Source organism: Bradyrhizobium denitrificans (assembly GCF_013179005.1).
Lineage (GTDB): Bacteria > Pseudomonadota > Alphaproteobacteria > Rhizobiales > Xanthobacteraceae > Bradyrhizobium > Bradyrhizobium denitrificans.
Map to the genome: position 1 here is coordinate 282,562 of NZ_JABFDP010000002.1, position 21,959 is coordinate 304,520.

Sequence of the window (21,959 nt, forward strand, 5' to 3'; positions counted from 1 at the left end):
AAAGGCCAACCTCATCCTATTGCCAGTTGGCGCTGGTCTTGCAAGGATTTCACCCCCGATACCGTGCGCCAATGAGCTTGCGTTACCATGGATCTGAACACTGTCACCGAGATCGTGCGTCCTAGAACGCGGGCAGAGCTGCCCAGCTGGAAGGCAGGCGACGCTTGGCTGGCCGGCGGCACCTGGCTGTTCTCCGAGCCGCAGGCGCAACTGTCGCGGCTGATCGACCTCGGCGATTTCGCCTGGCCATCCCTCACGATCGGCGATCAGGGGCTGAGCATCGCGGCGACCTGCAGTGTCGCTGAGCTCGACGCGCTGCCATGCCCGTCCGATTGGATCGCGGCGCCGCTGATCGATCAATGCTGCCGCGCGTTCCTGGCGTCCTTCAAGATCTGGAAAACGGCGACGGTCGGTGGCAATCTCTGCATGTCGCTCCCGGCGGGGCCGATGATCTCGCTGCTCGCAGCCCTCGAAGGCATCTGCACGATCTGGAAGAATGACGGCAGCGAGCAGCGCGTCGCGGTCACCGACTTCGTCACCGGCAACAACAGCAACCTCCTTGCCCCCGGTGACCTGCTGCGCCAGATCGACGTCCCCCTCGCCGCCTTGAAGCGCCGCACCGCATTTCGTCAGATCGCCCTGACGCCCGTCGGACGCTCCGGCGCGCTGCTGATCGGCACGGCCGGCCGTGACGGCGACCTGGTGCTCACGATCACCGCATCGACGGTCAGACCATTGCAGCTGCGCTTTGCGGCCATGCCGGACGCGGCCACGCTGCGCGCCAGCATTCTCGACGGCGTGTCCGACGCGCTCTATCACGACGATGTCCACGGCAAGCCGACCTGGCGCAAGGCCATGACGTTACGCCTCGCGGACGAGATCCGCGGCCAGCTCGCAAGCGGCGCACGATCATGAGCGTCGTCGTCAACGGCAAGGCTGTCGATGCCGCCCCGCGCCCTGGGCAATGCCTGCGCACTTTTCTGCGCGACACCGGCCATTTCAGCGTGAAGAAAGGTTGCGATGCCGGCGACTGCGGCGCCTGCACCGTGCTGCTCGACGGCGAGCCGGTGCACAGCTGCCTGATCCCGGCCTTTCGCGCCGATGGCCGCGAGGTCACGACGGTCGAAGGTCTCGCCACCGCCGACGGCCTGCATCCGATGCAGCAGGCCTTCCTCGACGCCCAGGCGTTCCAATGCGGCTTCTGCACCGCCGGCATGATCGTCACCTGCGCCTCGCTCAACCAGGCCCAGAAGAAGGACCTGGGCGCCGCGCTGAAAGGCAATCTGTGCCGCTGCACCGGCTACCGGGCCATCGAGGACGCCCTGCTCGGCCGCAGCCATGTCGAGGATGTCGCCGCCGGCGAAGCCTTCGGCCGCAGCCTGCCCGCGCCCGCCGGGCCCGACGTGGTGCGCGGAAAGGCGCGCTACACCTTCGATACCGCCATCGAAGGCCTGCTGCATGTCAAGCTCGCGCGCTCCCCGCATGCGCATGCGCGCATCACCGGCATCGACAAAGCGACGGCGCTCGCCGTGCCGGGCGTGCACGCCGTGCTGACGCATGAGGATGCGCCGGCGACGCTGTTCTCCACCGCGCGCCACGAGCAGGCATGGATGGATCCCGCCGACACCCGCGTGCTCGACGATACCGTCCGCTTCATCGGCCAGAAGGTCGCGGCCGTGGTCGCCGACAGCGAAGCTGCAGCCGAGGAAGGCTGCCGGCGCCTGCGCGTCGACTACGAGGTGCTGCCCGCGGTCGTCGATCCCGCACAAGCGATCGCGCCCGGCGCCCCTCGCATCCACGCCGGCCGCAGCCGGGAGCATCGCATCGCCGACGTCAGCCGCAACATCGTCGCCGAGACCCATGGCGAATTCGGCGACGTCGCGACGGCGCTTGCCGCCGCCGCGGCGACCTATGAAGGCACCTTCACGACACAGCGCGTCCAGCATGCCGCGCTGGAAACGCATGGCGGCCTTGCCTGGCTCGACGACGACGGCACCCTCAATGTCCGCTCCAGCACACAGGTGCCATTCCTGACGCGGCGGGCGCTGAGCGAGATCTTTGCACTCGCCCCCGACAAGGTCCGGGTGTTCTGCGAACGCGTCGGCGGCGGCTTCGGCGGCAAGCAGGAGATGTTCGTCGAGGATATTCTGGCGCTCGCGGCGCTGAAGACGAAGCGGCCGGTGAAGCTCGAATTCACCCGCGAGGAGCAGTTCATCGCGACCTCGACCCGGCATCCGATGCGCGTCACCGTCAAGGCGGGTGCGGACAAGGACGGCAAGCTCACCGCGCTGCAGCTCGACGTGCTGTCCAATACCGGCGCGTACGGCAATCACGCCGGGCCGGTGCTGTTCCATGCCTGCGGCGAGTCGATCGCGGTCTACAATTGTCCGAACAAGAAGGTCGACGCGGCCGCCGTCTACACCAACACGGTGCCTGCCGGCGCCTATCGCGGCTACGGCCTGCCGCAGACGACCCTGGCGGTCGAAGCCGCGATCGACGAGCTCGCGCTGCAGCTCGGCATCGACCCGTTTGAGATGCGCCGCCGCAACATCGTGCGGCCCGGCGATCCCATGCTGTCGCCGCCGGGCGCCGAGCACAGCGACGTTCTGTACGGCTCCTACGGGCTCGACCAATGCCTCGATCTGGTGGAGCGCGCGATGGCCGAGGCGACGCCGACGCCGGAACTCTCCGACGAATGGCTGACCGGCGACGGCATCGCACTGACGATGATCGACACCGTGCCGCCCGACGGCCACATCGCCGATGCCGCGATCAGCCTGGGCGCCGATGGCGGCTTCACGCTCACCGTCGGCACCGCCGAGTTCGGCAACGGCACCAGCACGGTACACCGGCAGATCGCCGCAACGATCCTCGGAACCACCGTCGAACGCATCACGCTCAAGCAATCCGACACGGCCCATGGCGGCCACGACACCGGCGCCTACGGCTCGACCGGCACCTTCGTGGCGGGGCGGGCGACACAGGCCGCAGCCGAGGCGCTCGCCGAGACGATCAAGCGCGTCGCCGCGGATCACTGGAACGTCGATCCGAGCGAGTGCCGGCTCGCGGATGACGCGGTCAGTTGCGGCGCTCGCCGTCTTCCCTTCACTGACCTCATCAAGGCCGGTGGGCCACCATTGACCGCGCAGGGTAATTCCCAGGGCACGCCGCGATCGGTCGCATTCAACGTCCAAGGTTTCCGTGTCGCCGTGAACAAGTACACCGGCGTGGTCAGGATCCTCAAAAGCGTGCAGGCGGCCGATGCCGGCCGGGTCGCCAATCCGATGCAATGCCGCGGCCAGATCGAAGGCGGCGTCGCGCAATCGCTCGGCGCCGCGCTCTACGAGGAGATCGTCATCGACGAGACGGGCCGCGTCATCAATCCGCGCTTCCGCGACTATCATCTGCCGTCCTATGCCGACGTGCCGCGCACCGAGGTGTTGTTCGCGGAAACGACCGACACGATCGGGCCGCTGGGAGCGAAGTCGATGAGCGAGAGCCCGTACAACCCGGTCTCCGCGGCGCTCGGCAATGCGCTGCGCGCGGCAACCGGCATCCGCTTCACGGCCACGCCTTTCAAGCCGGACCGGCTGTTTCCGCTGTTGCAGGAGAAGTTCGGCGCCTGACACGACCAAGGGGACGATCTGGGGGGACACATGAGCAAGACGATTGATCCGGTCGACGAGATGCTGCCCGTGCCGAAGCTGCTTGCGCTGGGGCTGCAGCATGTGCTGGTGATGTATGCCGGCGCCGTCGCCGTGCCTCTGATCATCGGCCGCGCCCTGAAGCTGCCGCCAGAGGACGTCGCCTTCCTGATCAGCGCCGATCTGTTCGCCTGCGGGCTTGCCACGCTCGTGCAGTGCATCGGCTTTCCCGGCGTCGGCATCCGCCTGCCGGTCATGATGGGCGTCACTTTCGCGTCCGTCGGGCCGATGTTGTCGATGGCCGCCTCGCCCGACATCGGATTGCTGGGCATCTACGGCTCGGTGATCGCCGCCGGCCTGTTCGGCATCATCATTGCGCCGTTCATCAGCCGGCTGCTGCCGCTGTTTCCCCCGGTCGTGACGGGCACCATCATCCTCATCATCGGCGTCTCGCTGATGCGGGTCGGCATCAACTGGGCCGGCGGCGGCCAGCCGACCATCATCAAGGTCGTCGACGGCGTCAGGGGCAATTTTCCCAATCCGGACTATGGTCAGTTGCAGGGCTTGGGCATCGCGCTGTTCGTGCTGCTGGTCATCCTCGGCCTGATCAAATGGGGCACCGGCTTCGTCGCCAATGTGTCGGTGCTGCTCGGCATCGTCGCGGGCGCGGTGCTCGCCAGCGCGCTGGGTGTGATGCATTTCGACAAGGTCGCGGCCGCCCCCTGGGGCGCATTGGTGGTGCCGTTCAAGTTCGGCGTTCCGCAATTCAAGCCGGTGCCGATCGTAACGATGTGCATCGTCATGATCGTGGTGATGATCGAATCGCTCGGCATGTTCCTGGCGCTCGGCGAGATGACCGGCAAGAAGGTCGATCGCGAGGCGCTGGCGCGCGGCCTGCGCGCCGACGGCGTCGGCACCCTGCTCGGCGGCCTCTTCAACACCTTCCCCTATACGTCCTTCTCGCAGAATGTCGGGCTGGTGTCGGTCACCGGCGTGCGCACGCGCTGGGTCACGGTGACCGGCGGCGTCATCATGCTGCTGCTCGGATTGCTGCCGAAAATGGCGGCGCTGGTCGAGGCCGTGCCGCAGGTGGTGCTCGGCGGCGCCGGCCTGGTGATGTTCGGGATGGTGGCGGCGACCGGCGCGCGCATCCTCGCCGCTGTGGATTTCAAGACCAACCGCTTCAATCTGTTCATTGTCGCGATCTCGGTCGGGTTCGGGCTGATCCCGCTCGCCGCACCCGGGTTCTTTCACAACCTGCCCAAGGACCTGCAGCCGCTACTGGAATCCGGCATCCTGCTGTGCACCCTGGTCGCCGTGCTGCTGAATGCCTTCTTCAACGGACTCGGCAGCAGCAAGGCCGCGGAAACCGACGCCGCAGCCGCGGCCTCGTCCGCCCAGCACGTCTGAGGCGAAGGATGACTGCGCTACTGCTTGGGACGGCGATCGAACGACATGCCGAACAGACCGCTGCGCTCCGTCTCGGGCTCCGGCTCGGCGGCCGCAGCCGGCGCGCTCGGCTGAGCGGCCGCCTGCGGCGGCGTCACCGGTTTGGGAAGGGTCTCGCACTTCATCGAATACACCAACTTGCCGTCCTCGGTGCGTCCGATCGGCGCGCAGGCATCGGCACGCTTGGCCACACCGGGCTTTGGCGCAGGCGCCATCTGTGCCAGCACGGCTTGCGACATTGCGGTCTGCGCCGCCACCAGCATGACCAGGATCAGTCTCTTCATCGCATCCGCCCCGCTTCGCTATCCGGCGCATTGAACGCAATCGCAGCGCCGAAGTCCACCACATCGCGCGTGCAGGCCGGCCTGTCTGCTGTGCAGGGGCCGCCGCCGCGATGCGCTGGAAATCACTCCCGATCGATGCGACAGATGACAGCCAGGCGCCCAGCTTCCGCGGCGCCCCGCATGAGGAGATGAGCGCACGATGTGGGCTTCGATCATTTCGGAATGGCTGAGCCTGATCTTCCGCTGGCTGCACGTGATCGCCGCCATCGCCTGGATCGGCAGCTCGTTCTATTTCATCGCGCTCGATCTGAGCCTGAAGCCGCGCGCGGGGCTGCCGAACGGCGTGATGGGCGAGGCCTGGCAGGTCCATGGCGGCGGCTTCTACCACATCGTCAAATATCTCGTGGCGCCGGCCCAGATGCCGAGCGAACTGACCTGGTTCAAATGGGAGGCCTACACCACCTGGCTGTCCGGCTTCGTGCTGATGATCGTGGTGTACTATCTCAATGCCGACCTGTTCCTGGTCGACAAGTCGATCCTCGATCTGACGCCCGTCCAGGCCGGCCTGTTCAGCTTCGGCTCGCTGGCGCTGGCCTGGTTGCTCTATGAGGCCGCCTGCCGCAGCGGACTTGCGAAGCATGAGCTGCCGTTCGCCATCGGCGGCTATATCTTCCTGGTCGCGCTCACCTATGCGTTCACGCATGTGCTGAGCGGACGCGGCGCCTTCAACCAGATCGGCGCCATCATCGGCACCATCATGGTCGCCAATGTATTCGCGGTCATCATCCCCAACCAGAAGAAGATCGTCGCCGCCCTGCTGGCGGGCGAGGCGCCCGACCCCAAGCTGGGCAAGGCCGGCAAGGAGCGCTCGGTCCACAACAACTACCTGACCCTGCCGGTCGTCGTGCTGATGATCAGCAACCATTATCCGCTGTTGTTCGGCACCCGCTACAATTGGGCGATCGTCGCCATCGTGCTGGCGCTCGGTCCGGTGATCCGCCATTTCTTCAACGAGCGCCACAAGGGCCATCCCTCGCCCTGGTGGGTGTGGGGCGTTGCCGCTGCCGGCATGATCGCGATCCTGCTGCTGTCGGCGGCCGGTCCCCGCGACGCGAAGGCGGCAGCGGTGGCGCCGCCGAGCTTCGCTGAGGTCGCGGACATCGTGACCTCTCGCTGCAGCATGTGTCATGCTACCGAGCCGGTGTGGGAGGGCATCGTTGCCGCGCCCAAGGGCGTGCTGCTCGACACTGCCGAGAATATCCAGCGCAATGCGCGGCTGATCGCGCGCAATGCGGCGTGGTCAAGCGCCATGCCGCCCGGCAACATCACCGAGATCACCGGTGAGGAGCGCGCCGTCCTCGCGGCCTGGGCCGGCGCGCAATAGCGCACCTCCGTGCTCCTGCGCCACATGTCGAATCACCGACTTCACCGGAAGCATCGTCGCGTCGACCTCAGGTCTTTCGGTCGCATCCCTCTCACTCACATCGCGCTTGCACCGACAGGACGCACCGCGACATTCCCGCAGCGCGATCGGCTCGGGTGATGCGGCTTGTTTCACCCCCTACGAGATGAGAGGGCGCAGGGAAGGCCGGACCTCGGCTGAGGCCCGTGGCCCCCGTGCGTGAAAAAAATGCACGGGGCAGGAACCACAGGTACAGCCGGTCATCCGGCCTTCCCTGCGCGATGGGTTTCACGCTTATGTCGCGCTCTCCTCGGTGTCCGGCCTTTAGCCACCGTCGTCCTCGGGTTCATCATCCCCACGGACTTGGCACCAGCATCGGGGCGCCAGGACCACACGATTTTGCGTCCGTGCCCGACAGCGCTCGTCCTGCACCGCCATTCACGGCCACCGCGACCCACCCCAACGTATCGTGACGACGCGCACGTCCCTCTGCATGAGGCGGGATGACGCTAGAGAACCGCATTTTCTGATAAAACGNACGCTAGAGAACCGCATTTTCTGATAAAACGAAAGAGTTTTTTTCGGCGAGGAACGGGCCGGCCTCATCAGACGGGAAGCTTCGCGAAATTGGTGTCCTGGCGCCATCGCTTCCAACCATCACCCGCGAATCGTGCGAGGAATGCGGGAGACGAGCGCGGGGACAACCCGACAAGCGCAACGCGCGGTTGAGCTCAGGCGTCACAAAATACGATTCAGTTCGAGCACGCGTGATTCTCGCCATGAGCTTTGCAGTACTGTTTACCACCCTCAGCCACGCGACTTGGCTGCGGAGGAGATGACGCTACAGTGCGGCAACAACCAGTCGCAGCGAAACGCCCACAATGTCGACCTCCGTCAAAAGCCTGTTGGCCATTGTTGTCGCGCTCATCGCGATCGCCTGTTTCGCGAGTTCGGTGCTGAAGCTTTATCTCGGACTTCTGGTGATCTCGCTGCTCGTCAGCTTTGCGGTCGTCGGCTTTGTCGCGTGGCTGATCGAAGCGCTTGTCAGGCAACGCGATGCGAGCATCAAACGGCGCATCGCGTCGGTTCGCTCGGTCCTCACCGAGGACGCAGCGCCGCTGTCGATGACGAGCGTCGATCAGGCCGCGCCGCCGACACCGAGAGGCGGCTGAGATGCATGTCCGCATGAGCTTCGAGCCGCCGGCGAACTGCACATCGAGCGCGAAGCCGCGTCACCGTTTCATTCGCTTCGCTTTCGACTCCAGCGCGATCAGATAGGACGCCAACATGTCTGGCAGCACGGCGACCACGAGATCGCGGCTGCTTGGGTCCTGCTCGCGCGTGAACAGCAAGGTGCCGAGCATGACCGCGTCGATGGTTGTGGCCGCCGGCGGCCCCAGCTCCTCACCGAGCCTGGCACGCAGGATCCGGTCGATGACCGCCTTGAATTCGCCATGCATGGCCTTGTCATGCAGATCGAGCGTCGCCAGCGCATCAGGATGACGGACGAAGTAGCGGATCGCCCAGCCGATCAGCTGTTCGATGATCTCGGCTGGCGACAGCGCCGCCCACTCCGCATCGGTTCTCTGCAGCACACGATCGAATGCCGACCGCAGCTCGGCATCGTGCCGCTCCGCCAGCGCATCGAGCATCTGGTCCTTGTCGCGGAAGAAGTGATACGCGGAGCCAATCGAGGCACCTGCCCGCTGGGCCGCGGCATGCATGCTGACCGCAGCGAGGCCGGACTCGGCGATAAGCGCTGCCGCCGCATCAAGGAGCTGTTCGCGGCGCTCACGCCCTCGCGCCTGGCGGGGCGCGCGGGCCGCGGTCCGCGTCGAAGGCTCCGGTTTCGTTACATCCTTCCGCCGCACGTCTGGTCGCGTCCTCATTTCCGCCCCCCCAAGGCCTCGATGTCCTCGCCCCAGGGACGGCCCTTCTGAGTTCTAAACCGCCCAACAGGAATGTTACTAGACAATTATTTCTAGACATGATTGTCTAATTCACGCACTGTCAAGGGGATGATGCTCAGCATGGTTCCCGAAGCCGTGATCCCTCCCGACGGGAAACCGCTGGTTGGGGTTCTTCGGCCTGCTGCGCCACCCGTTTCATCGTCCGGATGCCATGCGACCGACGGTCCGCTCGGTCGGATGGAAACTGTCAACCCTTCGCTTTGGGCCTGAACGTGCAACCATGATCTCATTCATGCGATCTCCCCCTCCCGCTTGGTCATCAAGCCCTCGCCTTGTGATCATGGCTGGTTGTGCCGCGGCAGGGCTGCTGCTGACGGGCTGCGACCGCAAGGCGGACGTCGCCAAGCAACCGGCCCGGCTGGTGCAGATCGAGACGGTGAAGCTGTCGGAGCGGCGGCAATCGATCACGCTGACGGGCGATGTCCAGCCGCGCGTGCTCGCGGACCTGTCGTTCCGGGTCAGCGGCCGTGTCACCGAGCGGCTCGTCGAGGTTGGCGCACATGTCACGGCTGGCCAGGTGCTGGCCAGGATCGATCCCGCCGAACAGCAGGCCGACCTGGATTCCGCCGAAGCGGCGGTCAGCGCCGCGGAATCGCAGGTCAAGGTCGCGACCTCCAATTTCAATCGCCAGCAGACCTTGTTGTCGAGCGGCTTCACGACCAGGGCGACGTTCGATCAGGCCCAGGAGACGCTGCGGACCGCGGAAGGATCGCTGGAAGCCGCCAAGGCGCAGCGCGACACCGCGAAGGATGCGCTCACCTACACCGAGCTGCGCGCCGACGCCGATGGCACGATCACCGCGCGCAACATCGAGGCCGGCCAGGTCGCGCAGGCCGCACAGCCGGTGTTCACGCTCGCCCGTGACGGCGACCGCGATGCCGTCATCGATGTCTACGAAGCAGCGCTGTCGCTGAAATTCGACGACACCAAGGTCGCGCTGGCACTGCTCTCGGATCCTTCCGTGACCGCCAAGGGCCGCGTGCGCGAGGTCTCGCCGACCATCGATTCCAAATCCGGAACGGTTCGCGTCAAGATCGCGATCGAGAATCCGCCGCCCGAGATGATCCTGGGCAGCGCCGTGTCCGCCACCGGCTTCATCAAGCCCGAGCAGCGCATCGTGCTGCCGTGGAGCGCGCTGACCGCGACCGGCAAGACGCCGGCTGTCTGGCTGGTCGATGACAGCGACAAATCGGTGTCGCTCAAGCCGATCACGATCGAGGACTACGAGACCGGCGCCATCGTCGTCTCCTCCGGACTGAAGCCGGGCGATCGCGTCGTGACCGAGGGCGGCAAGCTGCTCAGCGTCGGACAGAAGGTCACATTCAACGAGGAGACGCGGTCGTGATGACGCCGATGCGTTCTGTGTTTCCGGTTCTCGCGCTCGCCGTGCTCGCCGGCTGCAACGAGAAGAACGAGGCGCCCGAGCCGATCCGGCCGGTGCTGTCGATGAAGGTCGAGCCGCAGGCTGCCAATGCCTCGGCGGTCACCGGCACGGTCGAGCCGCGCTACAAGGCCGATCTCAGCTTCCGTGTGCTGGGACGACTGATCGCCCGGCCGGTCTATGTCGGCGACATCGTGAAGAAGGATCAGGTCGTCGCGGCGATCGATCCCGCCGCGCTCGAGTTGGCGGTTCGCGCCTCGGTCGCCGACGTGTCCCGCAGCCAGGCGCAGCTGACCAATGCCACCGGCACCGAAGGCCGGCAGCGCACCTTGCTGGAAACCGATGCAACCACGAAGGCGACGCTGGAGAGTGCCGAGCAGTCAAGGGCGGCGGCGCAGGCCTCGGTGATCAAGGCGCAGGCCAATCTTGCCAAGGCGCGCGAGCAGCTCGGCTACGCCCAGCTGAAGGCGGATTTCGCCGGCATCGTCACCGCCGTCAGCGCAGAGGTCGGCCAGGTCGTCTCGCCCGGCGTGAGCGTCGTGACCGTGGCGCGGCCCGACATCCGCGAGGCGGTCATCGACGTCGGCGACGACCTCGCAAGCGGATTGCAGGCCGGCACGCCATTCACGGTGCGTCTCCAGGTCGATCCCAGCGTCAGCGCCTCGGGCAAAGTGCGCGAGATTGCGCCACGCGCCGACGCGACGACGCGCACCCGCCGTGTCCGCATCGCGCTCGACAATCCGCCTGAGATCATGCGTCTCGGTACCACGGTCACCGCCAGTCTCGATGCGGAGCAGAAGATGGTCATCCGGCTGCCGCGCTCGGCCGTGCTGGAGCAAAACGACAAGCGCTTCGTCTGGCTGATCGACACCGCCAGCAAGACGGTGAAGCGGCAGGAAGTCACGATCGCCACCAATGAGGATGGCAGCCTCCGGGTCACCGGCGGCCTCGAAGCCGGCCAGCGCGTCGTCACCGCCGGCGTGAACAGTCTCAAGGATGGCCAGTCCATCCGCATCGATCAGGAAACTCAGCCGTGAAGTCCTTCAATCTCTCCGACTGGGCCCTCGAGCACCGTTCGCTCGTCTGGTACTTCATGATCGCCTTCATGGCGGCCGGCCTCTACTCCTATCTGCATCTGGGACGCGAGGAGGATCCGTCCTTCACCATCAAGACGATGCTGATCCAGGCCAAATGGCCCGGCGCCTCGGCCGAGGAGATGACGCGGCAGGTCACCGAGCGGATCGAGAAGAAGCTCGAGGAGCTGCCGGCGCTCGACTACACCAAGAGCCTGACCGTGCCGGGCCAGACCACCGTGTTCGTCAATCTGCGCGACACGACCAAGGCGCGCGACGTGGTGCCGACCTGGCTGCAGGTCCGCAACCTGATCAATGACATCAAGGGCGACTTCCCGTCGGGCGTGGTCGGGCCCGGCTTCAACGACCGCTTCGGCGACGTGTTCGGCAACATCTACGCCTTCACCAGCGACGGCTTGAGCCAGCGCCAGCTGCGCGACCGCGTCGAGGAGGTCCGCGCCAAGGTGCTGACGGTGCCGAATGTCGGCCGCGTCGACATCGTCGGCGCGCAGAACGAGGTGATCTATCTCGAATTCTCGCCGCGCAAGGTGGCCGCGCTCGGCATCGACCAGCGCACCATCCTCAACGCGCTGCAGGCCCAGAACGCGGTGTCGCCGTCCGGCGTGCTCCAGGCGGGCCCCGAGCGCGTTGCGGTGCGCGTCTCCGGCCAGTTCACCTCGGAGGAGAGCCTCAAGGCGATCAACCTGCGCATCAACGACCGCTTCTTCCCGCTCACCGACGTCGCCACCATCAGCCGCGGCTACGAGGATCCGCCGACCTCGCTGTTCCGCTTCAACGGCCAGCCGGCCATCGGCCTGGCCATCGGCATGAAGGCCGGCGCCAATCTGCTCGATTTCGGCGAGGCGCTGAAGGAGGAGATGACCAAGGTCGTTGCCGACCTGCCGGTCGGCGTCGGCGTGCATCTCGTCTCGGACCAGCCCAAGATCGTCGAGGAAGCGGTTGGCGGCTTCACCAAGGCGCTGTACGAGGCCGTCATCATCGTGCTCGCGATCAGCTTCGTCAGCCTCGGCGTGCGCGCCGGCCTGGTCGTCGCGATCTCGATCCCGCTGGTGCTCGCGATCACCTTCCTGGTCATGGCCTATACCGGCATCTCGCTGCAGCGCATCTCGCTGGGCGCGCTGATCATCGCGCTCGGCCTCCTCGTCGACGACGCCATGATCGCGGTCGAGATGATGGTGGCGCGGCTCGAGGTCGGCGATTCGCTGAAGAAGGCGGCGACCTATGTGTACACGTCCACGGCGTTTCCGATGCTGACGGGAACGCTGGTCACGGTCGCCGGTTTCATCCCGATCGGGCTGAACAACAGCGCCGCCGGCGAATTCACCTTCACGCTGTTCGTCGTGATCGCGGTCTCGCTGATCGTATCGTGGATCGTGGCCGTGCTGTTCACGCCGCTGCTCGGCGTCACCATCCTGCCGGCGAGCCTGCCGAGCCACCATGCCGAGGCGGGCCGGCTGACGCGGATGTTCCGCGCCATGCTCGACGCCTGCATGCGGTATCGCTGGACCACGATCATCGTGACCGTCCTGATCTTCGCTCTCTCGGTGTTCGGGATGCGCTTCGTGCAGCAGCAGTTCTTCCCCTCCTCGGACCGCAACGAGCTGGTGATCGACTTCAACCTGCCGCAGAATTCCTCGATCGCCGAGACCAATGCGCAGATGGCGAAGTTCGAGCAGGAGGCGCTCAAGGGCGATCCTGATATCGACCACTGGTCGACCTATGTCGGCTCCGGTGCGCAGCGCTTCGTCCTGTCGTTCGACGTGCAGCCGGCCGACGTGTCGTTCGGCCAGATCATCGTCGTGACCAAGAGCCTGGAGGCGCGCGACCGCGCCCGCGCCAAGCTGCAGACCTATCTCACCAAGACCTTCCCCGGCACCGACGCCTATGTGCATCTGCTCGACATCGGGCCGCCGGTCGGCCGCCCGGTGCAATATCGTGTCAGCGGGCCCGATGTCGCCAAGGTGCGCGAAATCGCCCAGCAGCTCGCCGGCGTGATGCGGGCCAACAGCCATCTCGGCGCCGTCATCTTCGACTGGATGGAGCCCGCCCGCGTCGTGAAGGTCGACGTGCTGCAGGACAAGGCGCGCCAGCTCGGCGTGACCTCATCCGACATCGCCAACGCGCTCAACAGCGTGCTCGACGGCTCCTCGATCACCCAGGTGCGCGACGACATCTATCTCATCGATGTGCGCGGCCGCGCCCAGGCCAAGGAACGGCAATCGCTGGAGACGCTGCGCGACCTGCAGCTGTCGGGCTCGAACGGCCAGTCGATCCCGCTCGCCGCGCTCGCGACGCTGCGCTACGAGATCGAGCAGCCCGAGATCTGGCGGCGCTCGCGGCAGCCGACGCTGACCCTGAAGGCCAGCGTGATCGATCAGGTCCAGCCGAACACGGTGGTCGATCAGCTCAAGCCCGCGATCACGGCCTTCAACGCCAAGCTTCCGGCCGGCTTCAAGGTCGTCACCGGCGGCGCGGTCGAGGAAAGCGCCAAGAGCCAGGCGCCGATCATTGCCGTCGTTCCGATCATGCTGTTCACGATGGCCACCATCCTGATGCTGCAGCTGCAGAGCTTCCAGCGCCTGTTCCTGGTGTTCGCAGTGGCGCCACTGGCGCTGATCGGCGTTGTCGCGGCGCTGCTGCCGAGCGGCGCGCCGCTCGGCTTCGTCGCCATCCTCGGCGTGCTCGCACTGATCGGCATCCTGATCCGCAACTCGGTGATCCTGATCGTGCAGATCGAGCATCTGCGCGACGAGGGCCGGCCGCCCTGGGAGGCGGTGATGGAGGCGACCGAGCACCGCATGCGGCCGATCATGCTGACCGCCGCCGCAGCCTCGCTGGCGCTGATTCCGATCGCCCGCGAGGTGTTCTGGGGCCCCATGGCCTATGCGATGATGGGCGGCATCATCGTCGGCACCGTGCTGACGCTCCTGTTCCTGCCGGCGCTCTACGTCGCCTGGTTCCGCATCAAGACGCCGGAGAACAGCGCAGCGGCCGATGCCGCTCCGCATGGAGCCTAAGTCGGGGCTTCCGGAATCGCAGATAATTGCATGGGATAAGCCGTTCGCGTGGGTTAAACGCCACGCGGCGGCCGGTTAGGTTCGGCTTCCATGGAAGGATGCGAATCATGACCGATCCACAGATCGTCTGCCCCTCCTGCCGCACCGAGATCAAGCTCACCGAGCAGCTCGCCGCGCCCTTGATCGCGGAGACCCGCCGGCAGTTCGAGAAGCAGCTTGCCGCCAAGGAGGCCGATTTTGGCCGCCGCGAGGCGCAGCTCAAAGCGGCGCAGGAGCAGATCGCGCAGGCCAAGGCCGCGATCGACCAGCAGGTCGCCGCCAAGCTGAAGGCGGAGCGCGCCGCGATCGCCGAGGCCGAGGCGGCGAAGGCACGCCAGGCCGTCGCGGATGAGATGGGCAATCGCGACCGCCAGCTCGCCGAACTGCACGAGGCCATCCTCAGCAAGGACGCCAAGCTCGCCGACGCCCAGAAGGCGCAGGCCGAGATGATGCGCAAGCAGCGCGAACTCGACGAGGCCCGCCGCGAGCTCGATCTCACCGTCGAGAAGAAGGTCCAGGAGTCGCTCGTCGCCGTGCGCGACAAGGCGCGGCTCGAGGCCGAAGAAGGGCTGAAAGCCAAGGTCGCCGAGAAGGAGACCCAGATCGCCGGCATGCAGCGCCAGATCGAGGAGCTGCGCCGCAAGGCCGAGCAGGGCTCGCAGCAGCTGCAGGGCGAAGCGCTGGAGATCGAGCTGGAATCGCAGTTGCGCGCGCGCTTCCCGCGCGATCTGGTCGAGCCGGTACCGAAGGGCGAGTTCGGCGGCGACGTGATCCATCGGGTGGTGGCCCCGAGCGGCCAGGTCTGCGGCGCGATCCTGTGGGAATCCAAGCGCACCAAGAACTGGAGCGATGGCTGGCTTGTCAAGCTGCGCGACGACCTGCGCGCGGCCAAGGCCGACATCGCGCTGATCGTGTCGACCGCGCTGCCCAAGGGCGTCGACGGCTTCGACCTGATCGACGGCGTCTGGGTCGCCGAGCCGCGGTTCGCGCTGCCGCTCTCGCTGGCGCTGCGCCAGTCGCTGATCGACGTCGCCGGCAGCAAGCTCGCCCAGGAGGGCCAGCAGACCAAGATGGAGATGGTCTACGCCTATCTCACAGGTCCCCGTTTTCGTCACCGCATCGACGCCATCGTCGAACGCTTCACCGAGATGCAGTCGGATCTCGATCGCGAGCGCAAGACCATGATGCGTGTGTGGGCCAAGCGCGAGGAGCAACTGCGCGGCGTGCTGGATTCCACCGCGGGCCTCTACGGCGACCTGCAGGGCATCGCCGGACGAGCGATGCAGGAGATCGAAAGCCTCGACGTGCTGCTGATCGAGGGCAAGAGCCAGGCGGCGGAGTAGGCGCGTCGCCCGCGCGCATTCGGCCGTAGCTCTGCACCACTATACTACTTTTATGATTTTCCTATGCGGCCGCACGCGGCCGCATCTCGCATTCCTATGACATGCGGAGGCATATCCATCCGAGCGAAGGTCGGCTTGGCCGACCGGACATATGGATGGATCAGATGTCCCTTCTCACGTCTCACCACCAGCAGCTGCATCGTGCGGCATGGTCAAAACCTCAGGCGCGCGCGAACGACAGGGCCCGCGCCCTGCTCGGTCAGTTCGCTCGCTTCGCGCTGGTGCTGACCGGCGCCTGCGGCCTGCTGACCTTGATGGTGATCCTCAAGACGACAGCCTACCTGTCGCATCATCCGATGTGATGATGAGGGCGAATTCGCCCAAGGAGATGGATGAGCTGCTGATGTGGCGCTGATGCCGTGCCTCTTGCGCGGTTTACCTCACCCCTCCCCTCTCAGCGCGAGCGAAGCTCGTCGCGCCCCCGTGTACAACGGGGAGCGGGAGCGCCCCGTCGGTGCCGAGGCAGCTGACTACGACCAGGCAAGGCGAGCCGCCTACTTCACTGGCCGCTTTTCGAGCTTGCGGGCCAAGGTGCGGCGATGCATGCCGAGCCGTCGTGCCGCCTCGGAGATGTTGAAGTCGGTCTCGATCAGGGTCTGGTGGATGCGTTCCCATTCCAGGGTCTTGATCGAGGTGGAGCGCTCGGGGAGCGCGATCTGCGCATTGCCCTCGGCCTTGCGGAAGGCTTCCTCGATGTCGTCGGTGTTCGACGGCTTGGCGAGATAATGGCAGGCGCCGAGCTTGATCGCCTCGACCGCGGTGGCGATGCTGGCAAAGCCGGTGAGCACCACGATCAGCATCTCCGGATCATGCGCATGCAGCTTCTCGACGCAGACGAGACCCGAAGCGCCGCCGAGCTTCAGATCGACCACCGCATAGCCGAACGTCTTCTCTTTCAGGGCCTCGTCGACTTCCTCGAGCGAGGCGGCGACCACGGCCTCATAGCCACGCCGCTCGAACGACCGCTTCAGGGTGCGCGCGAAGCCGTCGTCATCCTCGACAATCAGAAGAGAGCGTTCAATCTCCACTGGGCTCTCCAATCGCAAGCATCGACAGCGGCAGAGACAGCCGCACGGTTGCCCCGCGTCCCCGGTGGTTCCAGGCAGAAACGCCGCCGCCAAGCTTGCGGATCACATTGACCACCAGGAACAGGCCTAGGCCGCGGCCGGGGCGCCCCTTGCTCGACTGATAGGGACGGCCGAGCTGCGCCAGCATCGCAGGATCGAAGCCGGGTCCGCGATCGCTGACGCTGAGCAGCAGCTGATCACCGTCGCGCTCAGCGACGAACTCGACCCACTCGCGCGACACCTCAAACGCGTTGTCGAGCACATTGACGATCGCCTGCTTCAGCGCGACGTCGGAGACAATCGCGGGGTCCGAGCCGAACTCATTGCGGAACATCAGGTTGCGCGCCGAGCGCGCGGCGCTCCACTCGGCAACGAGATTGCTCAGGAACGCCTTCAAGGTCGTCGGCGCCGAGCCTTCGCCGCGCGCCTGCCCGGCTGACACGAGAATGTCGGTCACGATTGACTTGCAGCGCTGCACCGCCGCTTCCATCTCGGTGAAGTCTTCCGCCAGCGCCGGGTCGGCCGAGATGGCCGTCATTCGCCGCCAATCGTTGAGGATCACCGAGATCGACGCCAGCGGCGTGCCGAGCTCATGCGCCGCGCCGGAGGCGAGCAGGCCCATGCGGATGATGTGATCCTGCTCGGCGGCGTGCTGCCGCAGATCGGCAAGCTTGGCATCGCGTTCGCGCAGGTTCCGGTTGATGCGCGTGACGAACACGACGAGCAGCACCGCGTCGAGTACGAAGCCGACGAACATGCCTGTGACGTGCAGGCTGAAAGGATCGCTGACGTGACGGTGCGGCAGCTCCAGCGGCCGGTACTCGATGGTGAGCCAGATGAAGCTGAGCACGGTCAGCGCAACCAGCGACCAGGACGAGCGCGCGTCGAGCAGCACCGCGCCGAGCGTCACCTGCAGCAGATAGAGGCAGGTGAACGGATTCGACGCGCCGCCGGTGAGATAGAGCTCCGACGTCAGCGCGACGACGTCGAGCATCAGCGCGATCAGGAGATCGCGATTGCCGACATCATCGCGCGTGCGCAGCCAGACATGGCTGGCGATGTTGAGCGCCACGAGGGCGCAGATGATCGCGGCCATCGGCACCACCGGCAGCGCGATCCCGAACCAGGAGGTGACGAAGGCGATGGTCACGATCTGACCGACCACGGCGATCCAGCGCAGCTGGATCAGGAGCACCATGTTCTTGCGGTTGGTGGCGTCCTTGGTCGGCAGCGGCGCGTGGATCTCGGGCGTGGCGAGCGCGGCCACCGCCCCGATCGGCAGGTTTGGCGCCTCATTCCTCATGCGGCGGCGTCCAACATCAGCGTCGAGGTCGGCAAGGTGCGTCCGCTCACAATGGCGACGCCTCGTGTCCACGCCTGCTCTGCCGCCGATGATCCCATTCCGCATCCCGCGCTGCCGCTGCGCCGGCCTCGCCGCGCCCGCGGCGCAGCCGCTGCAGCCCGGCCCCGGCCAGCATCAGAGCCAATGTAAACCACGTCAGCGCGTAAACCAGATGGTTGTTCGGAAACGCGATGACGGTCAGTCCGCCGACCGGGTACCCGCCTGGATTGGGCGTCGCATCCGCATCGATGAAAAACGGCGCAACACCGGGCAGGCCGCGCGCCGCCGCAATGGCCGCGACGTCACGCGAATACCAGCGGTTGGCCGCGGGATCGTTGTGGCGCAGGAAGCCGCCGCCCGGTTCCGAGATCCGCAGCAATCCCGCCACGGCGGCCGGACCGTCCGGATTCCCGGCAGCACGGCTCGCGGCGTCGCGGCGCTCCGACGGCACGAAGCCGCGGTTGATCAACAGGACGCCGTCAGCGGTCTGCAGCGGCGTCACCACCCAATAGCCCGGCCCCTCGACCGTCAGGGCCTGGACCAGCGTCTCGCGATCATGCAGGAAGCGGCCGCTGGCGGTGACACGCCGGTATTCGTCATCGGCGCGATTGATGGCCGGCCACGCCGCGGGGCCAGGCGCCGGCACCGCATCGGCATGCACCCGTTGCTCGACCCGATCGATCAGATCGAGCTTCCAGGCGCGGCGCTCGACTTGCCAGACGCCCAGCGCCAGCAGGACTCCCACACATGCGACCCAGGCTGCGCCGATCGCGAGCGTCGCCGGCCGCAGCGCTCGGCGCCGCCGGCGCCCGGGCGCGTCTGTCACCCCTGCCCTGTCGGCAGGAGCTGACATCACGGCGTCTGGCCCATCTCGTGCACCGGCATCATGTTGGTGGTCAGATGATGCATGACCCAGAGCGAGCCGCTGAGCGCGATCACCACCATGATGATGGTGAAGATCAGCGCCATCATGGTCCAGCCGCCCTCGGCCTTGGTGTTCATGTGCAGGAAGAAGATCATGTGGACGACGACCTGCACGGCCGCGAAAGCCATGATGATCAGCGCGGTCGCCTGCTTGTCGAGCGTGCCGTGCATGACCAGCAGGAACGGGATCGCCGTCAGGACGACGGAGGCGCCGAAGCCGATCAGCTGTCCCTGCCGGGTGCCGGCATGGGCATCGGCCGAGTCATGAGCGTGGGCGTGGGCATCAGAGCTCATCGAAGCATCCCCATCAGATAGACGAACGTGAAGACACCGATCCAGATCACGTCGAGGAAGTGCCAGAACATGCTGAGGCAGACCAGGCGCCGCCGGTTGGCCTCGATCAGGCCGTAGGTCTTCACCTGCACCATCAAGGTGACCAGCCAGATCAGACCGAACGTCACGTGCAGGCCGTGGGTTCCCACCAGGGTGAAGAACGACGACAGGAACGCGCTGCGCTGCGGCGTCGCGCCCTCATGGATCATGTGTGCGAACTCGGTCAGCTCGATGCCGAGGAAGGCCAGGCCGAACAGGCCGGTGACTGCCAGCCAGGCCTGCATGGCGCCCACTCGGTTCTGCTGCATGGACAGCATCGCGAAGCCATAGGTGAGCGAGGACAGCAGCAGGAATGACGTGTTCACCGCGACCAGCGACAGGTCGAACAGATCCTTCGGCGCCGGGCCGGCGGCATATTTGGCCCCGAGCACGCCATAGACGGCGAACAGGATCGCAAAGATAAGACAGTCGCTCATCAGATAGATCCAGAAGCCGAGCATCGTGCTGCTCCCCTCGGGGTGCTCGTGCTCGTCGACGACGTAGAACACCGGCTCGCCGGCCTTCATGGAGCCCATCGCAACGGTCATGACTTGGCTCCTGCGGCGAGCAGCTCGGTCCGCGCGCGCTCGACGCTGACCACCTCATCGGCCGGAATGTGGAAGCTGCGGTGATAGTTGAAGGTGTGGCCGATCGCGACCGCCAGCAGCGCAACGAAACTGCCGGCCGCCATCCACCACATGTACCAGATCAGGCCGAACGCCATGGTGGTGCTGAGGCCCGCCAGGATCACGCCGGTGCCGGTGTTGCTCGGCATGTGGATCGCCTTGAAGCCGGCGAGCGGACGCACGTAGCCGCGGCGCTTCATGTCCCACCAGGCGTCGTTGTCGTGCACCACGGGCGTGAAGGCGAAATTGTAGGCCGGCGGCGGCGACGACGTCGCCCATTCCAGCGTGCGCGCATCCCAGGGATCGCCGCTGACATCGGCGAGCTGTTCGCGGCGGAGGATGCTGACCGCGATCTGGATCAGGAAGCTCGCGATTCCCAGCAGGATCAGAAACGCGCCGATGCCGGCGATGACGAACCAGATCTGCAGGCTCGGATCGTCGAAGGTGCGCAGCCGCCGGGTCACCCCCATCAGGCCGAGCACGTAGAGCGGCATGAAGGCGAAATAGAAGCCCACGGTCCAGAACCAGAACGACATCTTGCCCCAGAACACGTCGAGCTTGAAGCCGAACGCCTTCGGGAACCAGTAGGCGATGCCGGCGAACAGGCCGAACAGCACACCGCCGATGATGACGTTGTGGAAATGCGCGACCAGGAACAGGCTGTTGTGCAGCACGAAGTCGGCCGGCGGCACCGCCAGCAGCACGCCGGTCATGCCGCCGATCACGAAGGTCAGCATGAAGGCCACCGTCCACATCATCGGCAGCTCGAAGCGGATGCGGCCGCGATACATCGTGAACAGCCAATTGAACATCTTCGCGCCCGTCGGGATCGAGATGATCATCGTGGTGATGCCGAAGAACGAGTTCACGCTGGCGCCCGAGCCCATCGTGAAGAAATGATGCAGCCAGACGAGGTACGACAGAATGGTGATGACGACGGTGGCATAGACCATCGAGGTGTAGCCGAACAGCCGCTTGCCCGAGAAGGTCGAGGTCACCTCGGAGAAGATGCCGAACGCCGGCAGGATCAGGATGTAGACCTCCGGATGCCCCCAGATCCAGATGAGGTTCACATACATCATCGGATCGCCGCCGAAATCATTGGTGAAGAAGTTGGTGCCGACATAGCGGTCGAGCGACAGCAGCGCGAGCACCGCCGTCAGCACCGGGAAGGAGGCGACGATCAGCACGTTGGTGCAGAGCGAGGTCCAGGTGAAGACCGGCATCTTCATCATGGTCATGCCGGGCGCCCGCATCTTCACGATGGTGCAGATCAAGTTGACGCCGGATAACAGCGTGCCCACGCCGGCGACCTGCAGCGCCCAGATGTAATAATCGACACCGACGTCCGGACTGTAGGACAGGTTCGACAGCGGCGGATAAGCGAGCCAGCCGGTGCGGGCGAACTCGCCGACGAACAGCGAGCACATCACCAGCACGGCGCCGGCCGTGGTCATCCAGAAGCTGAAATTGTTGAGGAACGGAAACGAGACGTCGCGGGCGCCGATCTGCAGCGGCACGACATAGTTCATCAGGCCGGTGACCAGCGGCATCGCCACGAAGAAGATCATGATCACGCCATGCGCCGTGAACACCTGATCATAGTGGTGCGAATTGAGATAGCCTTCCGAGCCGTTGAAGGCGATCGCCTGCTGCAGCCGCATCATCAGCGCGTCCGCGAAGCCGCGCAGCAGCATGACGATGCCAAGCACCATGTACATGATGCCGATGCGCTTGTGATCGACGGTGGTGAACCATTCCCTCCAGAGGTAGCCCCAGAGCCGGAAATAGGTGATGGCGCCGAACAGCGCGAGGCCGCCGAGCGCGACCATCGCGAAAGTGCCGACGATGATCGGCTCGTGCAGCGGCAGCGACTCCAGGGTCAGCCGGCCGAAGATGAGCTTGGTGAGATCTGCTGTATCAAACATGATGGACCCTCACGAAT

18 protein-coding genes are annotated in these 21,959 nt (G+C 65.8%); 10 read left to right on the forward strand and 8 right to left on the reverse strand.

Going from position 1 to position 21,959, the window contains the following annotated elements; genetic code table 11:
• Positions 1 to 87: 87 nt before the first annotated feature.
• The 3 genes from HL671_RS03350 to HL671_RS03360 are packed head-to-tail and all read left to right on the forward strand — an operon-like array spanning position 88 to position 5,054.
• Entirely contained in the window at positions 88 to 915 is an 828-nt protein-coding gene (locus HL671_RS03350; RefSeq protein WP_172235581.1) for an FAD binding domain-containing protein, read from the forward strand.
• Positions 912 to 3,626: a molybdopterin-dependent oxidoreductase gene (locus HL671_RS03355; protein ID WP_172235582.1), complete on the forward strand. Its 2,715-nt coding sequence runs from the start codon at positions 912 to 914 to the stop codon at positions 3,624 to 3,626. The genes HL671_RS03350 and HL671_RS03355 overlap by 4 nt, the downstream gene beginning before the upstream one ends.
• Positions 3,627 to 3,656: 30 nt before the next feature.
• A complete protein-coding gene (locus tag HL671_RS03360) occupies positions 3,657 to 5,054 on the forward strand; it encodes a nucleobase:cation symporter-2 family protein (protein WP_172235583.1) in 1,398 nt (465 codons plus the stop codon).
• Positions 5,055 to 5,071: 17 nt separating this feature from the next.
• Here the strand turns inward: HL671_RS03360 and HL671_RS03365 are convergent, their stop codons facing one another.
• On the reverse strand, positions 5,072 to 5,377 hold the full coding sequence (locus tag HL671_RS03365) for a hypothetical protein (protein WP_172235584.1): 306 nt from the start codon (positions 5,375 to 5,377) through the stop codon (positions 5,072 to 5,074).
• 199 nt (positions 5,378 to 5,576) lie between these two features.
• Here HL671_RS03365 and HL671_RS03370 point away from each other — a divergent pair, with 199 nt between their 5' ends.
• Complete coding sequence (locus tag HL671_RS03370; RefSeq protein ID WP_172235585.1) at positions 5,577 to 6,761, forward strand: urate hydroxylase PuuD; 1,185 nt, start codon at positions 5,577 to 5,579, stop codon at positions 6,759 to 6,761.
• 899 nt (positions 6,762 to 7,660) lie between these two features.
• Positions 7,661 to 7,951 (forward strand): hypothetical protein, encoded by a 291-nt coding sequence (locus HL671_RS03375; RefSeq protein WP_012042262.1) that lies wholly within the window; start codon positions 7,661 to 7,663, stop codon positions 7,949 to 7,951.
• A 60-nt stretch (positions 7,952 to 8,011) separates the two neighbouring features.
• Here HL671_RS03375 and HL671_RS03380 read toward each other — a convergent pair whose 3' ends face one another.
• Complete coding sequence (locus HL671_RS03380; RefSeq protein WP_085972592.1) at positions 8,012 to 8,668, reverse strand: TetR/AcrR family transcriptional regulator; 657 nt, start codon at positions 8,666 to 8,668, stop codon at positions 8,012 to 8,014.
• 301 nt (positions 8,669 to 8,969) lie between these two features.
• On the opposite strand from HL671_RS03380, the gene HL671_RS03385 reads away from it, so the two are divergent.
• The 5 genes from HL671_RS03385 to HL671_RS03405 all read left to right on the forward strand — a co-directional run bounded on the left by HL671_RS03385 (position 8,970) and on the right by HL671_RS03405 (position 15,985).
• Entirely contained in the window at positions 8,970 to 10,094 is a 1,125-nt protein-coding gene (locus HL671_RS03385; protein WP_012042260.1) for an efflux RND transporter periplasmic adaptor subunit, read from the forward strand.
• Positions 10,091 to 11,167 (forward strand): efflux RND transporter periplasmic adaptor subunit, encoded by a 1,077-nt coding sequence (locus HL671_RS03390; protein WP_012042259.1) that lies wholly within the window; start codon positions 10,091 to 10,093, stop codon positions 11,165 to 11,167. The genes HL671_RS03385 and HL671_RS03390 overlap by 4 nt, the downstream gene beginning before the upstream one ends.
• Entirely contained in the window at positions 11,164 to 14,241 is a 3,078-nt protein-coding gene (locus HL671_RS03395) for an efflux RND transporter permease subunit (RefSeq protein ID WP_172235586.1), read from the forward strand. The genes HL671_RS03390 and HL671_RS03395 overlap by 4 nt, the downstream gene beginning before the upstream one ends.
• A gap of 107 nt (positions 14,242 to 14,348) precedes the next feature.
• Positions 14,349 to 15,623: a DUF2130 domain-containing protein gene (locus HL671_RS03400; RefSeq protein WP_172235587.1), complete on the forward strand. Its 1,275-nt coding sequence runs from the start codon at positions 14,349 to 14,351 to the stop codon at positions 15,621 to 15,623.
• A 164-nt stretch (positions 15,624 to 15,787) separates the two neighbouring features.
• Positions 15,788 to 15,985: a hypothetical protein gene (locus HL671_RS03405; RefSeq protein WP_148221423.1), complete on the forward strand. Its 198-nt coding sequence runs from the start codon at positions 15,788 to 15,790 to the stop codon at positions 15,983 to 15,985.
• A gap of 192 nt (positions 15,986 to 16,177) precedes the next feature.
• Here the strand turns inward: HL671_RS03405 and HL671_RS03410 are convergent, their stop codons facing one another.
• The 6 genes from HL671_RS03410 to cyoB are packed head-to-tail and all read right to left on the reverse strand — an operon-like array spanning position 16,178 to position 21,942.
• Positions 16,178 to 16,711, reverse strand: coding sequence for a response regulator transcription factor (locus HL671_RS03410; RefSeq protein ID WP_012042256.1), 534 nt, complete (start codon positions 16,709 to 16,711; stop codon positions 16,178 to 16,180).
• Complete coding sequence (locus HL671_RS03415; protein WP_012042255.1) at positions 16,701 to 18,053, reverse strand: ATP-binding protein; 1,353 nt, start codon at positions 18,051 to 18,053, stop codon at positions 16,701 to 16,703. Before HL671_RS03415 ends, HL671_RS03410 begins: the two co-directional genes overlap by 11 nt.
• 46 nt (positions 18,054 to 18,099) lie before the next feature.
• On the reverse strand, positions 18,100 to 18,945 hold the full coding sequence (locus HL671_RS03420; protein WP_172235588.1) for an SURF1 family protein: 846 nt from the start codon (positions 18,943 to 18,945) through the stop codon (positions 18,100 to 18,102).
• Complete coding sequence (cyoD, locus tag HL671_RS03425) at positions 18,945 to 19,310, reverse strand: cytochrome o ubiquinol oxidase subunit IV (RefSeq protein WP_012042253.1); 366 nt, start codon at positions 19,308 to 19,310, stop codon at positions 18,945 to 18,947. Before cyoD ends, HL671_RS03420 begins: the two co-directional genes overlap by 1 nt.
• Positions 19,307 to 19,936: a cytochrome o ubiquinol oxidase subunit III gene (cyoC, locus tag HL671_RS03430; RefSeq protein WP_172235589.1), complete on the reverse strand. Its 630-nt coding sequence runs from the start codon at positions 19,934 to 19,936 to the stop codon at positions 19,307 to 19,309. The genes cyoD and cyoC overlap by 4 nt, the downstream gene beginning before the upstream one ends.
• Positions 19,933 to 21,942: a cytochrome o ubiquinol oxidase subunit I gene (cyoB, locus tag HL671_RS03435; protein ID WP_012042251.1), complete on the reverse strand. Its 2,010-nt coding sequence runs from the start codon at positions 21,940 to 21,942 to the stop codon at positions 19,933 to 19,935. Before cyoB ends, cyoC begins: the two co-directional genes overlap by 4 nt.
• Positions 21,943 to 21,959 lie beyond the last annotated feature (17 nt).

Bases quoted from the DNA above. Each gene is read 5' to 3' on its own strand.
- HL671_RS03350 (WP_172235581.1), top strand. From the start codon at position 88: ATGGATCTGAACACTGTCACCGAGATCGTGCGTCCTAGAACGCGGGCA.
- HL671_RS03385 (WP_012042260.1), top strand. From the start codon at position 8,970: ATGATCTCATTCATGCGATCTCCCCCTCCCGCTTGGTCATCAAGCCCT.
- cyoC (WP_172235589.1), bottom strand. From the start codon at position 19,936: ATGACCGTTGCGATGGGCTCCATGAAGGCCGGCGAGCCGGTGTTCTAC.
- HL671_RS03380 (WP_085972592.1), bottom strand. From the start codon at position 8,668: ATGAGGACGCGACCAGACGTGCGGCGGAAGGATGTAACGAAACCGGAG.
- HL671_RS03400 (WP_172235587.1), top strand. From the start codon at position 14,349: ATGACCGATCCACAGATCGTCTGCCCCTCCTGCCGCACCGAGATCAAG.
- HL671_RS03415 (WP_012042255.1), bottom strand. From the start codon at position 18,053: ATGAGGAATGAGGCGCCAAACCTGCCGATCGGGGCGGTGGCCGCGCTC.
- HL671_RS03375 (WP_012042262.1), top strand. From the start codon at position 7,661: ATGTCGACCTCCGTCAAAAGCCTGTTGGCCATTGTTGTCGCGCTCATC.
- cyoB (WP_012042251.1), bottom strand. From the start codon at position 21,942: ATGTTTGATACAGCAGATCTCACCAAGCTCATCTTCGGCCGGCTGACC.
- HL671_RS03360 (WP_172235583.1), top strand. From the start codon at position 3,657: ATGAGCAAGACGATTGATCCGGTCGACGAGATGCTGCCCGTGCCGAAG.
- cyoD (WP_012042253.1), bottom strand. From the start codon at position 19,310: ATGAGCTCTGATGCCCACGCCCACGCTCATGACTCGGCCGATGCCCAT.
- HL671_RS03355 (WP_172235582.1), top strand. From the start codon at position 912: ATGAGCGTCGTCGTCAACGGCAAGGCTGTCGATGCCGCCCCGCGCCCT.
- HL671_RS03365 (WP_172235584.1), bottom strand. From the start codon at position 5,377: ATGAAGAGACTGATCCTGGTCATGCTGGTGGCGGCGCAGACCGCAATG.
- HL671_RS03420 (WP_172235588.1), bottom strand. From the start codon at position 18,945: ATGTCAGCTCCTGCCGACAGGGCAGGGGTGACAGACGCGCCCGGGCGC.
- HL671_RS03405 (WP_148221423.1), top strand. From the start codon at position 15,788: ATGTCCCTTCTCACGTCTCACCACCAGCAGCTGCATCGTGCGGCATGG.
- HL671_RS03370 (WP_172235585.1), top strand. From the start codon at position 5,577: ATGTGGGCTTCGATCATTTCGGAATGGCTGAGCCTGATCTTCCGCTGG.